The organism is Solimonas variicoloris DSM 15731 (assembly GCF_000382285.1).
Lineage (GTDB): Bacteria > Pseudomonadota > Gammaproteobacteria > Nevskiales > Nevskiaceae > Solimonas > Solimonas variicoloris.
Map to the genome: position 1 here is coordinate 91,594 of NZ_KB907925.1, position 14,145 is coordinate 105,738.

Consider the following 14,145-nt stretch of genomic DNA (forward strand, 5'->3'; position numbering starts at 1 on the left):
CTCAGGCGCGCCGCACGCGCTGCACGGCGTCGCCCCAGCCGCGGTACAGCGCGTCGGCGCGCGCCGCCGGCATCTGCGGCACGAAGCGCGCCTGCGCCGTCCAGCGCGCGGCGATGTCGTCGAGCGAGCGGTAGACGCCGGCGCTGAGGCCGGCGAGGAAGGCGGCGCCGAGCGCCGTGGTCTCGACCGTCTGCGGCCGCACGACGGGAATCTGCAGCAGGTCGGCAAGACACTGCGTCAGCCAGTCGTTGACGACCATGCCGCCGTCGACGCGCAGCTCGGTCGGGGCGACGGCGTCGGCGGCCATCGCCTGCAGCAGATCGCGCGTCTGGTAGGCGACCGATTCGAGCGCCGCGCGCACGATGTGGGCGATGCCGGAATCGCGGGTCAGGCCGAAGATCGCACCGCGCGCCTCCGGGTCCCAGTACGGCGCACCGAGGCCGGTGAACGCCGGCACCAGATAGACGCCGTTGGTGTCGGGTATCGACTTGGCGAGCGGCTCGGTCTCGCCGGCGGCGCGGATCAGATGCATGGCGTCGCGCAGCCACTGCACGGCGGCGCCGGCGACGAAGATGCTGCCTTCGAGCGCGTAGGTCGTCTCGCCGTTCAGGCGATAGGCGACGGTCGACAGCAGGCGGTTCTTCGAACGCTTGAACTCGCGGCCGGTGTTCAGCACCAGAAAGCAGCCGGTGCCGTAGGTCGACTTGCTCATGCCCGGCGCGAAACAGGCCTGGCCGATGGTCGCCGCCTGCTGGTCGCCGGCGATGCCGCCGATGCGGATCGGCGCGCCGAACAGCGCCGCTTCGGTCTCGCCGTAGTCGGCGGCGCTGTCGCGCACTTCCGGCAACAGCGCGCGCGGCACGTCGAAGAAGTCGAGCAGTTCGTCGTCCCACTGCTGCGTGACGATGTTGAACAGGGCCGTGCGCGAGGCATTGCTGGCGTCGGTGGCGTGCACGCGACCGTTCGTGAGTTTCCACAGGAGCCAGCTGTCGATCGTGCCGAAGGCCAGCTCGCCGCGCTCGGCGCGGGCGCGGGCGCCGGGCACGTGTTCGAGCAGCCAGGCGATCTTGGTCGCCGAGAAGTACGGGTCGACGATCAGGCCGGTCTTTTCGCCGATCCAGTCGTTGCGGTCCTGGTGCCGCTGGCAGAAGGCGGCGGTGCGGCGGTCCTGCCAGACGATCGCCGGATGGATCGGGGCACCGCTCTTGCGATCCCAGATCACCGTCGTCTCGCGCTGGTTGGTGATGCCGAGCGCGGCGATGGCGCGGGCCTCGATGCGCGCCGCGGCAAGCGCCTCGCGCACGCAGGCCACGGTGTCATCCCAGATGCGCTGCGCGTCGTGCTCGACCATCACCGTCTTGACCGGCGTGTCGACGCCGGACGCCGCCTGCGGATAGGCCTGCGGCAGCTCGCGCTGCGCGACGCCGCGCTTGACGCCGTCGGCGTCGAACACGATCGCGCGCGTGCTCGTCGTGCCCTGGTCGATCGCCAGCAGAAGCCCCATCGTTCCCCTCCACGGGCGCTGCGGCGCCCCGATAATGTCGAACTTTAACCCGTCGTCCACGCCGATCCGACCGATGCCGCCCACCGACTCCGCCGCCGCGCCGCGTTCCGGCATCCGCGTGGTACCGCTGATCATCGCCAGCGCGCTGTTCATGGAGAACCTGGACTCGACGATCATCGCCACCGCGCTGCCGCAGATCGCCGGTGCGCTGCACGAGGATCCGCTGCATTTGAGCCTGGCGATCACCGCCTACCTGCTCAGCCTGGCGGTGTTCATCCCGCTGTCCGGCTGGATCGCCGACCGCTACGGCGCCAAGCGCGTGTTCCGCTACGCGATCCTGCTGTTCACGCTCGGCTCGGCGCTCTGCGGGCTGTCGCATTCGGTAGCCGGGCTGGTCGTCGCGCGCGTCATCCAAGGTCTCGGCGGCGCGATGATGGTGCCGGTCGGCCGTCTCGTGCTGCTGCGCAAGACGCCGAAAAGCGAGCTGGTCGCGGCAATGTCGTGGCTGACGATCCCGGCGCTGCTCGGCCCGGTGCTTGGCCCGCCGCTCGGCGGCTTCATCGTCACCTACGCCTCGTGGCGCTGGATCTTCTTCGTCAACCTGCCGATCGGCCTCGTCGGCTACTGGCTGGTGACGCGCTACATCGACGACATTCCCGGCGCCGCCACCGGCCCGCTCGACTGGCGCGGCTGGCTGCTGCTCGGCAGCGGCCTGGCGCTGCTGGTGTCGGGCTTCGAACAGCTCGGCAAGCAGGTGCTCGACAACGGTGCGGTCGCGGCGATGCTGCTGGCCGGCGCCGCACTGCTCGCTGCCTACGTCGCCTATGCGCGCGGCCGGCGCGGCACGATCCTCGATCTCGGCCTGCTGAAGATCCCGACCTTCCGCGTCTCGGTCGGCGGCGGCACCGTCTACCGCGCCGGCATCGGCGCCTACACGCTGCTGATGCCGCTGATGCTGCAGCTCGGCTTCGGCTTCTCGGCGGCGGCCTCGGGCGCGACCACGTTCGTCTCGGCAGTCGGCGCACTGGTGATGAAGGCGACCGCGCCGCGCGTCGTGCGCCGCTTCGGCTTCCGGCCGCTGCTGATCGGCAACGCCCTGCTCAGCGCCGTGTTCCTGATCGGCTGCGGCCTGTTCGGCGAGGCCACGCCGCGCGGCCTGATCATGGCCTGGCTGCTCGCCTACGGTTTCTTCCGCTCGCTCGAATTCACCTGCCTGAACACGCTCGGTTTCGCCGACGTGCCGGAAGCGCGCATGAGCCAGGCGACCAGCGTCTCCAGCACCGCGCAGCAGCTGGCGCTGAGCCTCGGCGTCGGCGTCGGCTCGCAGCTGCTCAACAGCAGCCTGGCGCTGCGCGCCGGCACCGCGCTCGCGGCGATCGATTTCCGTTACGCCTTCCTCGCCGTCGCGCTGCTGACCGCGTCCGCCGCGCTCGGCTTCCGCCGCCTCGCCGCCGACGCCGGCAACAACGTCAGCGGCCACGCCCGCGTCGCCGCCGAACCGGAACCGGCCGAGCAGCGCAACTGAAGCCGGCTCCGGTCGGAGCCGTCGCGCTCAGAGCGCGACGACCGGCGCGCTGCTGACGACCGGACCGCTCGGCTGGCCGCTCGGCGAACCGCCGTAGGGCTCGCGGCTGACGGCGAGCATCGGCCGCTCCGGCATCTGCAGACCGGCCGGCATCGGCATGCGGCCACGGCCGGCGAGCGGCAGCAGGCCGAGCGAACGCGGCTTGCCGTCGTCGCCGATGATCCACAGCTCCAGGCTCTCGCGCTGCACGTCGACGCCGAAATCGCCGCGCGCGATGACGCTGATCTCGCCCTTCTGCGGATACAGCGACACCATCCACACGGCGGCGCCGTTCTGCACCGGCAGCATCGACACCAGCGGCGGCTTGCCGGCGACGACGGCCGGCGGCGGCCCGGCCGGCACCTCGCCGCGGTAGCGGTACAGCTGCAGCGACAGCGCCACCACGGCGGCGCTGGCGGCGACCGCCCAGGTCTGCCAGAACCACAGCGGCGGTCCACGCCGCCTGCCGCCACCACCGCCGCCACCACCGCCGGCGAGCGGCGTGACGCGGGCAGCGTCGGCGGCGATGCGCCGCTCGATCTCGGCCCAGACGATCGCCCGCGGCGGCCGCGGCGCGGTGTCGGCGAGCAGCGGCGCGAAGCGCGTCTCCCAGAAACGGACCTCGGCGCGCAGATCGGCGCGCGACGGCAGCAGGCGCTCGAAACGGCGCCGCGCGGCGCCGCGCAGCGTGCCGAGCACGTATTCGGCGGCGAGGATCTGGCGCAGGCGGGCGTCGTCGTACTTCATGCCTCGAGGCACTCCCGCAGCAGCAGCAGGCCGCGCCGCACCCAGCTCTTGACGGTGCCGAGCGGTGCCTTGAGCACGCGCGCCAGCTCGGCGTGCGTATAGCCTTCGTAGTACGCGAGCAGCACGCTGCGGCGCTGCTCCGGGGCGAGCGCCTCCATGCAGCCGGCGAGCTGGCCGAGGCCCTCGCGCTCGACGGCGCGCGCTTCCGGATCGACGGCGTCGCCGTCGGCGAAGGTCAGCGGCGGCGCGTCCTCCTCGTCCGGCATGCCGACTTCCGGGCGCCGGGCACGCAGCAGGTCCAGCGCGCGGTAGCGCGCGATGGTCTGCAGCCAGGTCAGCGGCGCGCCCTTGTCGGGGGCGTAGGTCTCCGCCTTCTGCCACACGCGCAGATAACAGTCTTGCAAGGCTTCTTCCGCCCAGTCACGTCGCTCCAGAATACGCAGCAGCACGCCAAACAGATGCGCGCTGCTGGCGTCGTAGAGCTGGCGGAACGCACGCACGTCGCCGGCGGCCGTTTCGGCGAGCAGGCGGGCCAGCAGAACGGCGTCGGTCATGGGGACGGTGGGGCGGGCGTGGCCGCAGTGTAGCGGAAGCCGCGCCCGCCCCGTCCTGCCGCAAACCGCGTCACGGCGCCAGAAAGCCGTCCTTGAGCGCCTGCATCAGCGGATCGCGCTGGCCGGCCGGTGCGTTCGGCAGATAGCCCTGGTTGATGGTCCAGACGATCGTGCCGCCGAGGCCGTTGTCCTTGACGAACTTGGCCTTCTCGCCGATCGACCAGGCGTCGTCGTAGGACATGAACGTGCATTGCTGCGGACCGACGCCGCTGTTCGGATTGCCGGTCGTCAGATACGGCACCATCGCCGTCAGGTCGCGCCGCGGCGTGGCCTGCGGGTAGTACAGCGTCATGATGTTGGTGTAACTCATCTGGTTGTCGTCGGCGCCGTTGACCGGCAGGCCGCCGGGCGTCGAAACGGCGATCTGGTGCGGCTCGGTCACGTAGCGCCAGCACGAGCCGTAGAAGCCGATGCCGATGCCGAGCTTGGCGGCGGGAATGCCGCCGATCTCGCGCCAGGCGCGCACCGTCGAGGCGATCGAGCTCGGCGCCATGCCGGTTTCGCCGTACAGCGCCGAGGAATGCCAGCTCTCCCAGTTCCAGAAGCCGGACGCCATGCCGTAGCTCATGATGTTGATCTGGTCGAACAGCGGCGCCACCTGGCCCCAGAACGGGTCCGCCTCCTCGCTGGCGAAGTTGTTGTTGATCCAGCCGATCGGCACCGTCAGCAGCTTGTCCGGCGCGGCCGCGCGCAGGGCTTCGGCGAGCTTGCGGAAGTCGACGCGCTCGTCGATGCCGTTGCCCGGATCGACGACGATCGGCTCCCAGTCGAGATCGAAGCCGTCGAAGCCGAACTCGGCAGCGAGCGCGACGAGGTTCTGCACGAAGCGCGCGCGGTTGGCGTCCGACGCCGCCGCCACGAACTCGTCGTGCGCACCGTCGCCGCCGAGCATGACGATCACCTTCTTGCCGGCGGCGTGCGCGCGCGTCACCACGTCGTGCGCCCAGGCCGGCCCCTCGACGTCGTCGATGTCGAAATGCTTGTTCAGCGTGCCGTCGGCGCGCGGCGTGATGCGGCCGAGCATCAGATGCGTCAGCGCCGAGTAGTCGACCACCTCCGGCGGATACAGACCGCGCGCGTAGCCGACGTAATAGCCGCTGACCCACTTGCCGGCGCTCGGCGGCGCGTCGTTGTCGAGGATCGTGCGCGTGTGCACGGACGTGGCGCCGAGCGTGGCGTTGGCCGCATTGCGCAGCGTCAGTACCACGGTCTCGGCGCTCTCGACGGCGCTATCGTCGACCGGCGTGATGGTCAGCGTGCGGCGCGTCTGGCCGGGCTCGAAGCGCAGCGTGCCGGCCGGCGCGAGCGTGTAGTCGGCGCCGGCGCTGGCCGTGCCGGCGACCGCCAGCTCGACCGTGACCGCCTGCGCGCTGGGCGCCGACAGCACGATCTCGATCTGGCTGGCCTGCGCCTCGCTGCCGCTCGCCGCGGCGCTGGCGAACGCGAGCGTCGGCAGCGTGGCGACGTCGTTGTCGTCGATCTGCAGCCGGTACTGCGCCGGCGAACCGAGCCGCGCGCCGCTCGGCGTGCCGAGCGTCAGCGTCAGCGTCTCGGCGGGCTCGACGTCGGCGTCGTCGAGCGTCTGCACGACGATCGTCTGCGAGGTCTCGAGCGGACGAAAGCGCAGCGAGGCCGGCAGCGAAGCCTGATAGTCACGCCCGGCCAGGGCGTCGCCGCCGGCCGTGAGCGGCACCGTGACGCTGCCGAGCGCCGGCCGCGACAGGCGCACCGTCAGCGTCGCGGTGCCGCCTTCGGCAAGTGCGGCGCCGCCGCTCGTGAACTGCACCGTGGCCGGCCCGATCAGCCGGTCGAACAGGCCGGCCGCGGCCGGCGCGGCCATGGCCGCCGCCACCGCGGCGATCGCGGCAAGGCGCATCCGGCGCCGCGGCTGTGAAGAATGCGACATGAAATCTCCCCCGGGAACGTCCCGTGTACAAACGCGCGAACCGACGCGGTCCGCCTCTGCACCCTAGGCCGGCGCGCCGCGCCGACGCTTGAGGGGACGATGAGTGTTTCTTGAGGTTTTGCCGAGGTCGGCCGGCGGGGCGGCGGCGCGCAGGCGAGGTCTATAATTCCGGCTCCCTCTCCGTCGCCGGATCCACCCGTGACCCTCGGTTCCTATCCCCGCACGCGCCTGCGCCGCACGCGCCAGGCTTCCTTCGTCCGCGACATGGTCCGCGAGACCCGGCTGGTGCCGGGCCAGCTGATCCAGCCGCTGTTCGTCGCCGAGGGCGCGCTCAAGGGGCCGGTCGCGTCGATGCCGGGCGTGGCCCGCCTCGACCTCGAGGAGCTGGTCCGCGAATGCGAGGCGCTGCTGGCGCTCGGCGTCGGCTGCGTGGCGCTGTTCCCGGTGACGCCGCCGGAGCGCAAGACCCCCGGCGGCGAGGAAGCGCTGAATCCGGACAGCCTGATGGTGCGCTCGATCAAGGCGATCAAGCGCGCCGTGCCGGGCATCGGCGTACTCGCCGACGTCGCCCTCGACCCGTACACCAGCCACGGCCAGGACGGCGTGCTCGACGCGCACGGCTACGTCGACAACGACGCCAGCTGCGAGATCCTGCGCCGCCAGGCGCTGCTGTACGCGCGCGCCGGTGTCGACATCGTCGCGCCGAGCGACATGATGGACGGCCGCATCGGCCACATCCGCGACGTGCTGGAGCGCGACGGCCAGAAGAACACCCTGATCATGTCCTACGCGGCCAAGTACGCCTCGGCGTTCTACGGCCCGTTCCGTGACGCGCTCGGCTCCGGCAGCAATCTGGGCAAGGGCGGCAAGGAGACCTACCAGATGGACCCGGCCAACACCGACGAGGCCCTGCGCGAAGTCGCGCTCGATCTCGCCGAGGGCGCCGACATGGTCATGGTCAAGCCGGGCATGCCGTATCTGGACATCGTTCGCCGCGTGAAGGACGAGTTCAAGGTGCCGACCGCGGCCTACCAGGTCAGCGGCGAGTACGCGATGCTGCAGGGCGCGATCGAGCGCGGCTGGCTCGACGAGAAGAAGGCCGTGCTCGAAGCGCTGCTGTGCTTCCGCCGCGCCGGCGCCGACATGATCCTCACCTACTTCGCCAGGCGCGCCGCGCAGTGGCTGAACGCCTGATCCGCCACCGCTCCGCGCCAGGGACGCCGCGCCGATGACGATCGAACTGCACCAGTACGCGGCCCCGCCCGGCTGGCCGAACCTGTCGCCGTTCTGCATGAAGGTCGAGACCTGGCTGCGGCTCGCCGGTCTCGACTACCGCGTCGCCGTGCAGATGGTACCGAACGGCCCGCTCGGCAAGCTGCCGGTCGTCAAGGACGGCGGCGAAATCATTGCCGACTCGCACAGCATCATCGAGCGGCTCGCCGCCAGGTACGGCAAGGATCTCGACGCCGGACTCGATGCGCGCCAGCGCGCCGCGGCGCGCGCCTTCGAGCGCCTCATCAACGAACACCTGTACTGGGCGCTGCTGCATTTCCGCTGGATCGACGACGGCGGCTGGGCGCAGACGCGCCGCGTGCTGTTCGCGGCGCTGCCGGCACCGCTGCGGCTCGTGGTGCCGACGATCGCACGGCGCGGCGTGCGCGCCCAGCTGAAGGGCCACGGGCTCGGCCGCCATCCGCGCGCCGAGATCCTGCGCCGCGCCGCCCAGGACGTGCAGGCGCTCGCCGACTGGCTCGGCGAGCAGCCGTACTTCATGGGCGCGCAACCGACCACGCTCGACGCGTCGGCCTACGGCTTCCTCGGCAACCTGCACGACGCGCCGATCGACACGCCGCTCAAGGGCATCGTCGCCGCGCATCCGAATCTCGTTGCGTACTGCGCGCGCCTGCGCGCGCGCTGCTTCGGCGCCGCGCGCTGAACCGTCCGGACCTTTTCACTTCATGACTGACCGCTACGCCGTCATCGGCCATCCCATCGCGCACAGCAAATCGCCGCTGATCCACGCGCAGTTCGCGCGCGAGACCGGCCAGGACCTCGCCTACGACGCGGTCGACGTCGAGCCGGAGATGCTGCCGTTCGCGCTGCGCCAGTTGCACGACGAGGGCTATCGCGGCCTCAACGTCACGCTGCCGCACAAGACCGAGGTCGCGCGGCTGTGCATCGGCGTCAGCGCGCGCGCGCAGCAGGCCGGCGCGGTCAACACGCTGCTGCGCGTCGATGGCGGCTGGCAGGGCGACAACACCGACGGCGACGGCTTCTGGCGCGATCTGGCGCGCCTGGGCATCGGCGTCGCCGGCCGCCGCGTGCTGATCGTCGGCGCCGGCGGCGCGGTGCGCGGCATCCTCGGCCCGCTGCTGGCGGCGCGGCCGGCGCTGCTGGTCGTCTCCAACCGCAATCCGTGGAAGCCGGAAGCGCTGGCCGAGCAGTTCAAGGAAATCGGCAGCGTCGTGCCGCGCACGCATCTGGCGCTGAAAGGCGATCGCTACGACCTCATCGTCAACGCCACCTCGGCCGGCCACAGCGGCGCGATGCCGCGCCTGCCCGGCCAGCTGCTCGCCGACGGCGGCGCCTGCTACGATCTGTCGTACGGCGCCGCATTCGCGCCGTTCCGCGACTGGGCGACGGCACAGAAGGCGGCGCTCGTCGCCGACGGCCTCGGCATGCTGGTCGAACAGGCAGCGAGCGCCTTCGAAATCTGGCGTGGCGTGCGCCCGCCGACCGCCGGCGTGCTGCAGGCCCTGCGCGCCGCCTGATCGTGCGGCGCGCGCTCGTCCTCGCCGCGCTGCTCTTCGTGGCGCCGGCCGGCGCCGCCGACGAGGCGGCGACGCCGGTAGCGACATCGACGCCGGTCGTCGACCTGGTGCGCGTCGTCAAGTCCGAGCGCCGCCTCTACCTGCTCAGCGGCGGACAGGTGCTCGCCCGCTATCGCATCGCGCTCGGCCCGCATCCGCTCGGGCCGAAGCGCCAGCAGGGCGACGGCCGCACGCCGGAAGGCCGCTACGTGCTCGACGCCAAGAAGGCCGACAGCGACTACTACAAGGCGATCCACATCTCGTATCCGAACGCCGACGATCTGGCCCGCGCGCGGGCGCTCGGCGCCAAACCGGGCGAGGCGATCATGATCCACGGCCAGCGCAACGGTTACGCGAGCCTCGGCATCTTCCTGCAGCGCACCGACTGGACCAACGGCTGCATCGCGCTGGCCAACGCCGACATGGACGAGGTCTGGAACCGCGTCGCGGTCGGCACGCCGATCGAACTGCTGCCCTGATGCAGGCGCGGCCGCCGCGTCAGGCGCGCGGCGCGAAGCGCAACGTGCCGCGCACGCCGCCGCCGTCGCGATTCTCCACGGTGAGCGTCCAGCCGAAGCGCTGCGCCAGCGTCTGCGCGATGTAGAGCCCCATGCCGGTGCCGCCGTCGTGCGCGCTGAAGCCCGGCTCGAAGACGCGCGGCAGCGCCGCCGGCGCGATGCCCGGGCCGTCGTCCTCGACCGCGAAGTGGTCGGCACGCAGGCGCACGGTGACCGTGCCGCCGCGCGACGCGCGCAGCGCATTGCGCAGCAGGTTGGTGAAGATCGCCGCGATCGCGCCGGCCGGCGCGGCGATGCGCACGGCCTCGGGCATGTCCCAGCTGACACGCACCTGCGGCGAGGACTCGATATACGGCTCGGCCAGCTCGCGCAGCCAGCGCTCCAGCGACAGCTCCTCGAAGACCTGCGTGTCGCGCAGCCGCGACAGCGTCAGCAGCGCGTCCAGCTCGTGGCGCGCCATGCGCACCGCACGCTCGATGCGCTTGAGCGCCGGCTGCTCGCCCTGCAGCGCCAGGGTCTCGGCGGCGCCCTGGATCACCGCGATCGGCGTGCGCAGCTCATGGCTGGCGGCGGCGGCGAACGCGCGTTCGCGCTCGACCAGCGCGTCGAGCTCCTGCATGTAGCGGTTGAGCGCGTCGACGATCACCGCGAGCTCGCTGTCGTCGACCGCCAGCGCGATGCGTTCGCCGCGCCGCTCCGGATCGAGCGCGCCGAGCTGCCCGACCAGCTGATCGAGCGGCGCCAGCGCGCGCTGCGCCAGCCAGCGCGAGGCGAAGAAGCTGAGCACGCCGACCAGCACCAGCGCGACCAGGCCGGCACCGAACAGCGCGTTCTCGCGCGTCTCGACGAAGGTGATGTCGTAGAGCAGGTAGGCGTGCGCGGCGGGCCCGGTCTCGCGCACCAGCAGGTTGAACGAGCGGCCGTCGAAATGCAGGTCTTCGTAGTAACCGGGGCCGTAGCGGCGCAGTTCGGCCGGCGCCTCGTCGCCGGCGAAGAAGCGCAGCGTGTCGTGCGCGCGGTTCGCGGCGTCAGGCGCGTGCGGGCCGACCATGAACGCCAGCTCGCGCTCCATCAGGTCGCGCACCGCGGCATCCTCGATGTAGACGTCGCTGAGCCAGACGCCGACCGCGGCCAGCGAGGCGATCAGCAGCGAGAGGCCGACGAGGCCGCCGACCAGGCGGCGGTGCAGCGTGCTCGCGGAGCGCCTAGTCACCGTCGTCGGCCGTGTCGCCGAGATCGGCGAGCCGGTAACCGGTGCCGCGCAGCGTGTGCAGCAGCTTGCGCGGGAACGGGCGGTCGATCACGTTGCGCAGCGCGTGCATGTGCGCGCGCAGCACGTCGCCGTCCGGCACCTCGTCGCCCCACAGCAGGTATTCGAGCTCCTTGCGGGTGACGATGCGCTCGGTCTGCCGCATCAGGAATTCGAGGATGCGCCGCGTCGACGGATTGAGCGGCAGCGTCTGACCGGCGCGGCGCGCCTCGCAGGTGCGCGGATCGTATTCAAGGTCGGCGACGCGCAGCGCGCCGGAAGCGATCCTGCCGCTGGCGCGGCGGTTCAAGGCCTTCAGGCGCGCCTCGAGCTCGGCCATCGCGAACGGCTTGACCAGATAGTCGTCGGCGCCGGCGGCGAGGCCGTCGACACGGTCCGCCACGGTGTCCAGCGCCGTCAGCATCAGCACCGGCGTCGTCACGCCGTGCTCGTCGCGCAGGCGCCGGCACAGCGTCGCGCCGTCGAAGCCCGGCAGCAGGCGGTCGAGGATGATGACGTCGAAGGCGCCGTGCGCCGCCGCCACCAGGCCGCTGGGACCGTCGTAGGCGAAGTCGACGGTGTGCCGATGCGCTTCGAGATAGTCGCCGACGTTCGCCGCCAGATCGGCGTTATCCTCGACGAGCAGCACGCGCATGGGCGGGCCGTCCCCTCAGCCGTTCTGCTGCTCGCGCTGCGCGTCGACCTCTGCGCTGCCCGGCACCATGATGCGCGCGGCAATGATGCCGACCTCGTAGAGCAGATAGACCGGCACGGCGAGCATGATCTGCGAGATCACGTCGGGCGGCGTGAAGATCGCGCCGACGACGAAGGCGCCGACGAGCACGTATTCGCGGTTGCCGGCGAGCTGCTTGGGCGTGACGAAGCCGGTCTTGACCAGCAGCACCAGCGCGACCGGCGTCTCAAACGCGAAGCCGAACGCGACGAAGATCGTCAGCACGAAGTCGAGGTACTTGCTGATGTCGGTCATCACCGCGACGCCGTCGGGCGCGACGTTGACCATGAAGTGGAAGACGGTCGGCAGCACCAGGAAGTAGGCGAAGGCGACGCCGCTGTAGAACAGCAGCGTGCTCGACATCATCAGCGGCGCGACCAGCCGCTTCTCGCTCTTGTACAGGCCGGGCGCGACGAAGGCCCAGACCTGCCACAGCACCCACGGCATCGCCGCGACGAAGGCGACGACGGCGGCGAGCTTGATCGGCGTGAAGAACGGCGAGGCGACTTCGGTGGCGATCATCGAGCTGCCGGGCGGCATCAGCGCCAGCAGCGGGTGCGCGAACAGCGAATACAGCTGCTTGGCGAAGAAGCTCAGCGGCACGAAGATCGCCAGCACGCCGAGCACGATCCTGAGCAGCCGCGAACGCAGCTCCAGCAGGTGTGACATCAGCGGCTGTTCGCCGCCCGAGGGTTGCTCTTCGCTCACGGCTTCTTGTCCGTGCCGTCGTCAGTGGTCGGCGTGACCGCGTCGCGCGCCGCATCGACTTCCTGCTGCACGGAAGCCTGCAGGGTGCTGGTCTGTTTCTGCACGCTGTCCTTGAATGACTCCGCGCCGTCCTGCACCGCGCGCTTGGCTTCGTCGAGCTGCTTGCGCAGTTCGGCGAGCTGCGACTCGCGGTCAAGCTCGGCGGTCAGATTGCGCAGATAGCCCTTGGCCTGGCCGGTCCAGCGGCCGACCGTGCGTGCGAGTTTCGGCAGCTTCTCCGGCCCGAGCACGACCAGCGCGACGAGGAAGCAGACCAGCAGCTCGGAGAAGCCGATTTCGAACATCGATGCGCGATCGGGACCGGATCAGCTCTTGGTTTCTTCGTGCTGGCGGCTCTCGGCGCCGGCCTTGCCGCCCTGCGCGAGCTGCTCGGGCGTCTTCGGCGCGTCGGCCTCGCCTTCCTTCATCGCCTGCTTGAAGTTCTTGACCGCCGAACCCAGGTCGCCACCGGCGTTGCGCAGCTTCTTGGTGCCGAAGATCAGCACGACGATGCCCAGGACGATCAGCCAGTGCCAGATGCTCAGTGAACCCATGTGCCTATACCTCTTTCGTTAACCAGTGGAGCGCGCCGCTTTCTCGGCATGCCCGGACGTACCGAAACGCCGCGCGAGCTCGCCGCTGAGCTGCTCGAGCGCGAGCCCGCGCTGCGCGAGCAGCACGAGCGTATGAAACCAGAGATCGGCCAGCTCGTGGATGAGCGCCGCATCATCGGCATTCTTGGCGGCGATGATGGTCTCGGCAGCTTCCTCGCCGACCTTCTTGGCGATGCCGTCGACGCCCTTGGCGTACAGGCTGGCGATGTACGACGCCTTCGGATCGCCGCCCTTGCGCGACTCGATGGTCGCAAAGAGTTGTGACAGCACGTCGGCGGGCGAGGACACGGCGATTCCGGATTCAGGGTCGGGGACGGTCAGTGTACGCCGACTCGGGCCCGCTCAAGAACGGACCAGCACGCCCTTGGCGGCGAGGAACTGCTTGGCTTCGCCGACCGTGTAGGTGCCCTGATGGAAGATGCTCGCCGCCAGCACCGCGTCGGCGCCGCCGGTGGTGAGGCCTTCGTAGAGATGTTCGAGATTGCCGACGCCGCCGGAGGCGATCACCGGCACGCTGACCGCGTCGGAGATCGCGCGCAGCAGTTCGAGATCGTAGCCGCCCTTGGTGCCGTCGCGGTCGATGCTGGTCAGCAGCAGCTCGCCGGCGCCCTTCTGGACGATGCTGCGCGCCCATTCGATGGCGTCAAGACCGGTCGCCTTGCGGCCGCCGTGCGTGAACACTTCCCAGCGCGGCGCCTCCTTCTTCTTGCTGACGCGCTTGGCATCGATGGCGACGACGATGCACTGCACGCCGTAGCGCTCGCCGGCCTCGGACACGAAATCCGGATTGTCGACGGCGGCGGTGTTGATGCTGACCTTGTCGGCGCCGGCCGACAGCAGCGCGCGGACGTCGGCGCAGTTGCGCACGCCACCACCGACGGTGAGCGGAATGTAAATCTCGCGGGCCACCGCCTCGACGGTCTGGAACAGCGTCGGGCGGTCGTCGACCGACGCGGTGATGTCGAGGAACACCAGCTCATCGGCACCCTGCGCGTCGTACTTGCGCGCGACCTCGACCGGATCGCCGGCATCCTGCACGTCTTCGAACTTGATGCCTTTGACGACGCGGCCGCGATCGATGTCGAGGCAGGGGATGATGCGTTTGGCGAGCATGTTCAGGATATGCGCGAAGCGGGCGC

The 14,145-nt window shown here is 70.8% G+C and carries 16 protein-coding genes; 5 read left to right on the forward strand and 11 right to left on the reverse strand.

Features of this window, described 5'->3' with window-relative positions; translation table 11 throughout:
• Position 1: 1 nt before the first annotated feature.
• Positions 2-1,504 carry a glycerol kinase GlpK gene (gene glpK, locus H149_RS0100505; RefSeq protein ID WP_020647760.1) on the reverse strand — a complete coding sequence of 501 codons (1,503 nt, stop codon included), beginning with the start codon at positions 1,502-1,504 and terminating at the stop codon, positions 2-4.
• Between the two features lie 73 nt (positions 1,505-1,577).
• Here glpK and H149_RS0100510 point away from each other — a divergent pair, with 73 nt between their 5' ends.
• Positions 1,578-3,029 (forward strand): MDR family MFS transporter, encoded by a 1,452-nt coding sequence (locus H149_RS0100510; protein ID WP_020647761.1) that lies wholly within the window; start codon positions 1,578-1,580, stop codon positions 3,027-3,029.
• A 27-nt stretch (positions 3,030-3,056) separates the two neighbouring features.
• Here the strand turns inward: H149_RS0100510 and H149_RS0100515 are convergent, their stop codons facing one another.
• From H149_RS0100515 to H149_RS0100525, 3 genes are all read right to left on the reverse strand, one after another.
• The gene (locus H149_RS0100515) at positions 3,057-3,815 is read right to left on the reverse strand and encodes an anti-sigma factor (protein ID WP_020647762.1); all 759 of its coding nucleotides are present in this window, start codon (positions 3,813-3,815) and stop codon (positions 3,057-3,059) included.
• Positions 3,812-4,369: a sigma-70 family RNA polymerase sigma factor gene (locus tag H149_RS0100520; protein ID WP_020647763.1), complete on the reverse strand. Its 558-nt coding sequence runs from the start codon at positions 4,367-4,369 to the stop codon at positions 3,812-3,814. The genes H149_RS0100515 and H149_RS0100520 overlap by 4 nt, the downstream gene beginning before the upstream one ends.
• Positions 4,370-4,439: 70 nt before the next feature.
• Complete coding sequence (locus tag H149_RS0100525) at positions 4,440-6,335, reverse strand: glycosyl hydrolase family 18 protein (RefSeq protein WP_154654575.1); 1,896 nt, start codon at positions 6,333-6,335, stop codon at positions 4,440-4,442.
• A 198-nt stretch (positions 6,336-6,533) separates the two neighbouring features.
• Between H149_RS0100525 and hemB the strand changes: the two genes are divergently transcribed.
• Genes hemB through H149_RS0100545 form a run of 4 tightly spaced genes read left to right on the forward strand, consistent with a single transcriptional unit; the run spans position 6,534 to position 9,624 of the window.
• A complete protein-coding gene (gene hemB, locus H149_RS0100530) occupies positions 6,534-7,529 on the forward strand; it encodes a porphobilinogen synthase (RefSeq protein WP_020647765.1) in 996 nt (331 codons plus the stop codon).
• A 34-nt stretch (positions 7,530-7,563) separates the two neighbouring features.
• Positions 7,564-8,271 (forward strand): glutathione S-transferase family protein, encoded by a 708-nt coding sequence (locus tag H149_RS0100535; protein ID WP_020647766.1) that lies wholly within the window; start codon positions 7,564-7,566, stop codon positions 8,269-8,271.
• A gap of 22 nt (positions 8,272-8,293) precedes the next feature.
• A complete protein-coding gene (gene aroE, locus H149_RS0100540; protein WP_020647767.1) occupies positions 8,294-9,106 on the forward strand; it encodes a shikimate dehydrogenase in 813 nt (270 codons plus the stop codon).
• 2 nt (positions 9,107-9,108) lie between these two features.
• On the forward strand, positions 9,109-9,624 hold the full coding sequence (locus H149_RS0100545) for a L,D-transpeptidase family protein (protein ID WP_020647768.1): 516 nt from the start codon (positions 9,109-9,111) through the stop codon (positions 9,622-9,624).
• A gap of 19 nt (positions 9,625-9,643) precedes the next feature.
• On the opposite strand, the gene H149_RS0100550 is transcribed toward H149_RS0100545, so the two are convergent.
• From H149_RS0100550 to hisF, 7 genes are read right to left on the reverse strand one after another with little or no spacing between them, the layout of a single operon-like run.
• Positions 9,644-10,876 (reverse strand): sensor histidine kinase, encoded by a 1,233-nt coding sequence (locus H149_RS0100550; protein ID WP_020647769.1) that lies wholly within the window; start codon positions 10,874-10,876, stop codon positions 9,644-9,646.
• Positions 10,869-11,567, reverse strand: coding sequence for a response regulator transcription factor (locus H149_RS0100555; RefSeq protein ID WP_020647770.1), 699 nt, complete (start codon positions 11,565-11,567; stop codon positions 10,869-10,871). The genes H149_RS0100550 and H149_RS0100555 overlap by 8 nt, the downstream gene beginning before the upstream one ends.
• Positions 11,568-11,582: 15 nt before the next feature.
• The gene (gene tatC / locus H149_RS0100560) at positions 11,583-12,353 is read right to left on the reverse strand and encodes a twin-arginine translocase subunit TatC (RefSeq protein ID WP_020647771.1); all 771 of its coding nucleotides are present in this window, start codon (positions 12,351-12,353) and stop codon (positions 11,583-11,585) included.
• The gene (tatB, locus tag H149_RS21855) at positions 12,350-12,697 is read right to left on the reverse strand and encodes a Sec-independent protein translocase protein TatB (protein WP_020647772.1); all 348 of its coding nucleotides are present in this window, start codon (positions 12,695-12,697) and stop codon (positions 12,350-12,352) included. The genes tatC and tatB overlap by 4 nt, the downstream gene beginning before the upstream one ends.
• A gap of 21 nt (positions 12,698-12,718) precedes the next feature.
• Positions 12,719-12,946: a Sec-independent protein translocase subunit TatA gene (gene tatA / locus H149_RS0100570; protein ID WP_020647773.1), complete on the reverse strand. Its 228-nt coding sequence runs from the start codon at positions 12,944-12,946 to the stop codon at positions 12,719-12,721.
• 18 nt (positions 12,947-12,964) lie between these two features.
• Positions 12,965-13,294, reverse strand: a complete 330-nt coding sequence (locus H149_RS0100575; protein ID WP_020647774.1) for a phosphoribosyl-ATP diphosphatase — start codon at positions 13,292-13,294, stop codon at positions 12,965-12,967.
• Between the two features lie 54 nt (positions 13,295-13,348).
• Positions 13,349-14,119: an imidazole glycerol phosphate synthase subunit HisF gene (hisF, locus tag H149_RS0100580; protein WP_020647775.1), complete on the reverse strand. Its 771-nt coding sequence runs from the start codon at positions 14,117-14,119 to the stop codon at positions 13,349-13,351.
• Between the last annotated feature and the right edge of the window lie 26 nt (positions 14,120-14,145).

Excerpts from the sequence above, each read along its gene's own strand:
- glpK (WP_020647760.1), bottom strand. The coding sequence starts at position 1,504 with ATGGGGCTTCTGCTGGCGATCGACCAGGGCACGACGAGCACGCGCGCG.
- H149_RS0100510 (WP_020647761.1), top strand. The coding sequence starts at position 1,578 with ATGCCGCCCACCGACTCCGCCGCCGCGCCGCGTTCCGGCATCCGCGTG.
- H149_RS0100515 (WP_020647762.1), bottom strand. The coding sequence starts at position 3,815 with ATGAAGTACGACGACGCCCGCCTGCGCCAGATCCTCGCCGCCGAATAC.
- H149_RS0100520 (WP_020647763.1), bottom strand. The coding sequence starts at position 4,369 with ATGACCGACGCCGTTCTGCTGGCCCGCCTGCTCGCCGAAACGGCCGCC.
- H149_RS0100525 (WP_154654575.1), bottom strand. The coding sequence starts at position 6,335 with ATGTCGCATTCTTCACAGCCGCGGCGCCGGATGCGCCTTGCCGCGATC.
- H149_RS0100535 (WP_020647766.1), top strand. The coding sequence starts at position 7,564 with ATGACGATCGAACTGCACCAGTACGCGGCCCCGCCCGGCTGGCCGAAC.
- aroE (WP_020647767.1), top strand. The coding sequence starts at position 8,294 with ATGACTGACCGCTACGCCGTCATCGGCCATCCCATCGCGCACAGCAAA.
- H149_RS0100555 (WP_020647770.1), bottom strand. The coding sequence starts at position 11,567 with ATGCGCGTGCTGCTCGTCGAGGATAACGCCGATCTGGCGGCGAACGTC.
- tatB (WP_020647772.1), bottom strand. The coding sequence starts at position 12,697 with ATGTTCGAAATCGGCTTCTCCGAGCTGCTGGTCTGCTTCCTCGTCGCG.
- tatA (WP_020647773.1), bottom strand. The coding sequence starts at position 12,946 with ATGGGTTCACTGAGCATCTGGCACTGGCTGATCGTCCTGGGCATCGTC.
- hisF (WP_020647775.1), bottom strand. The coding sequence starts at position 14,119 with ATGCTCGCCAAACGCATCATCCCCTGCCTCGACATCGATCGCGGCCGC.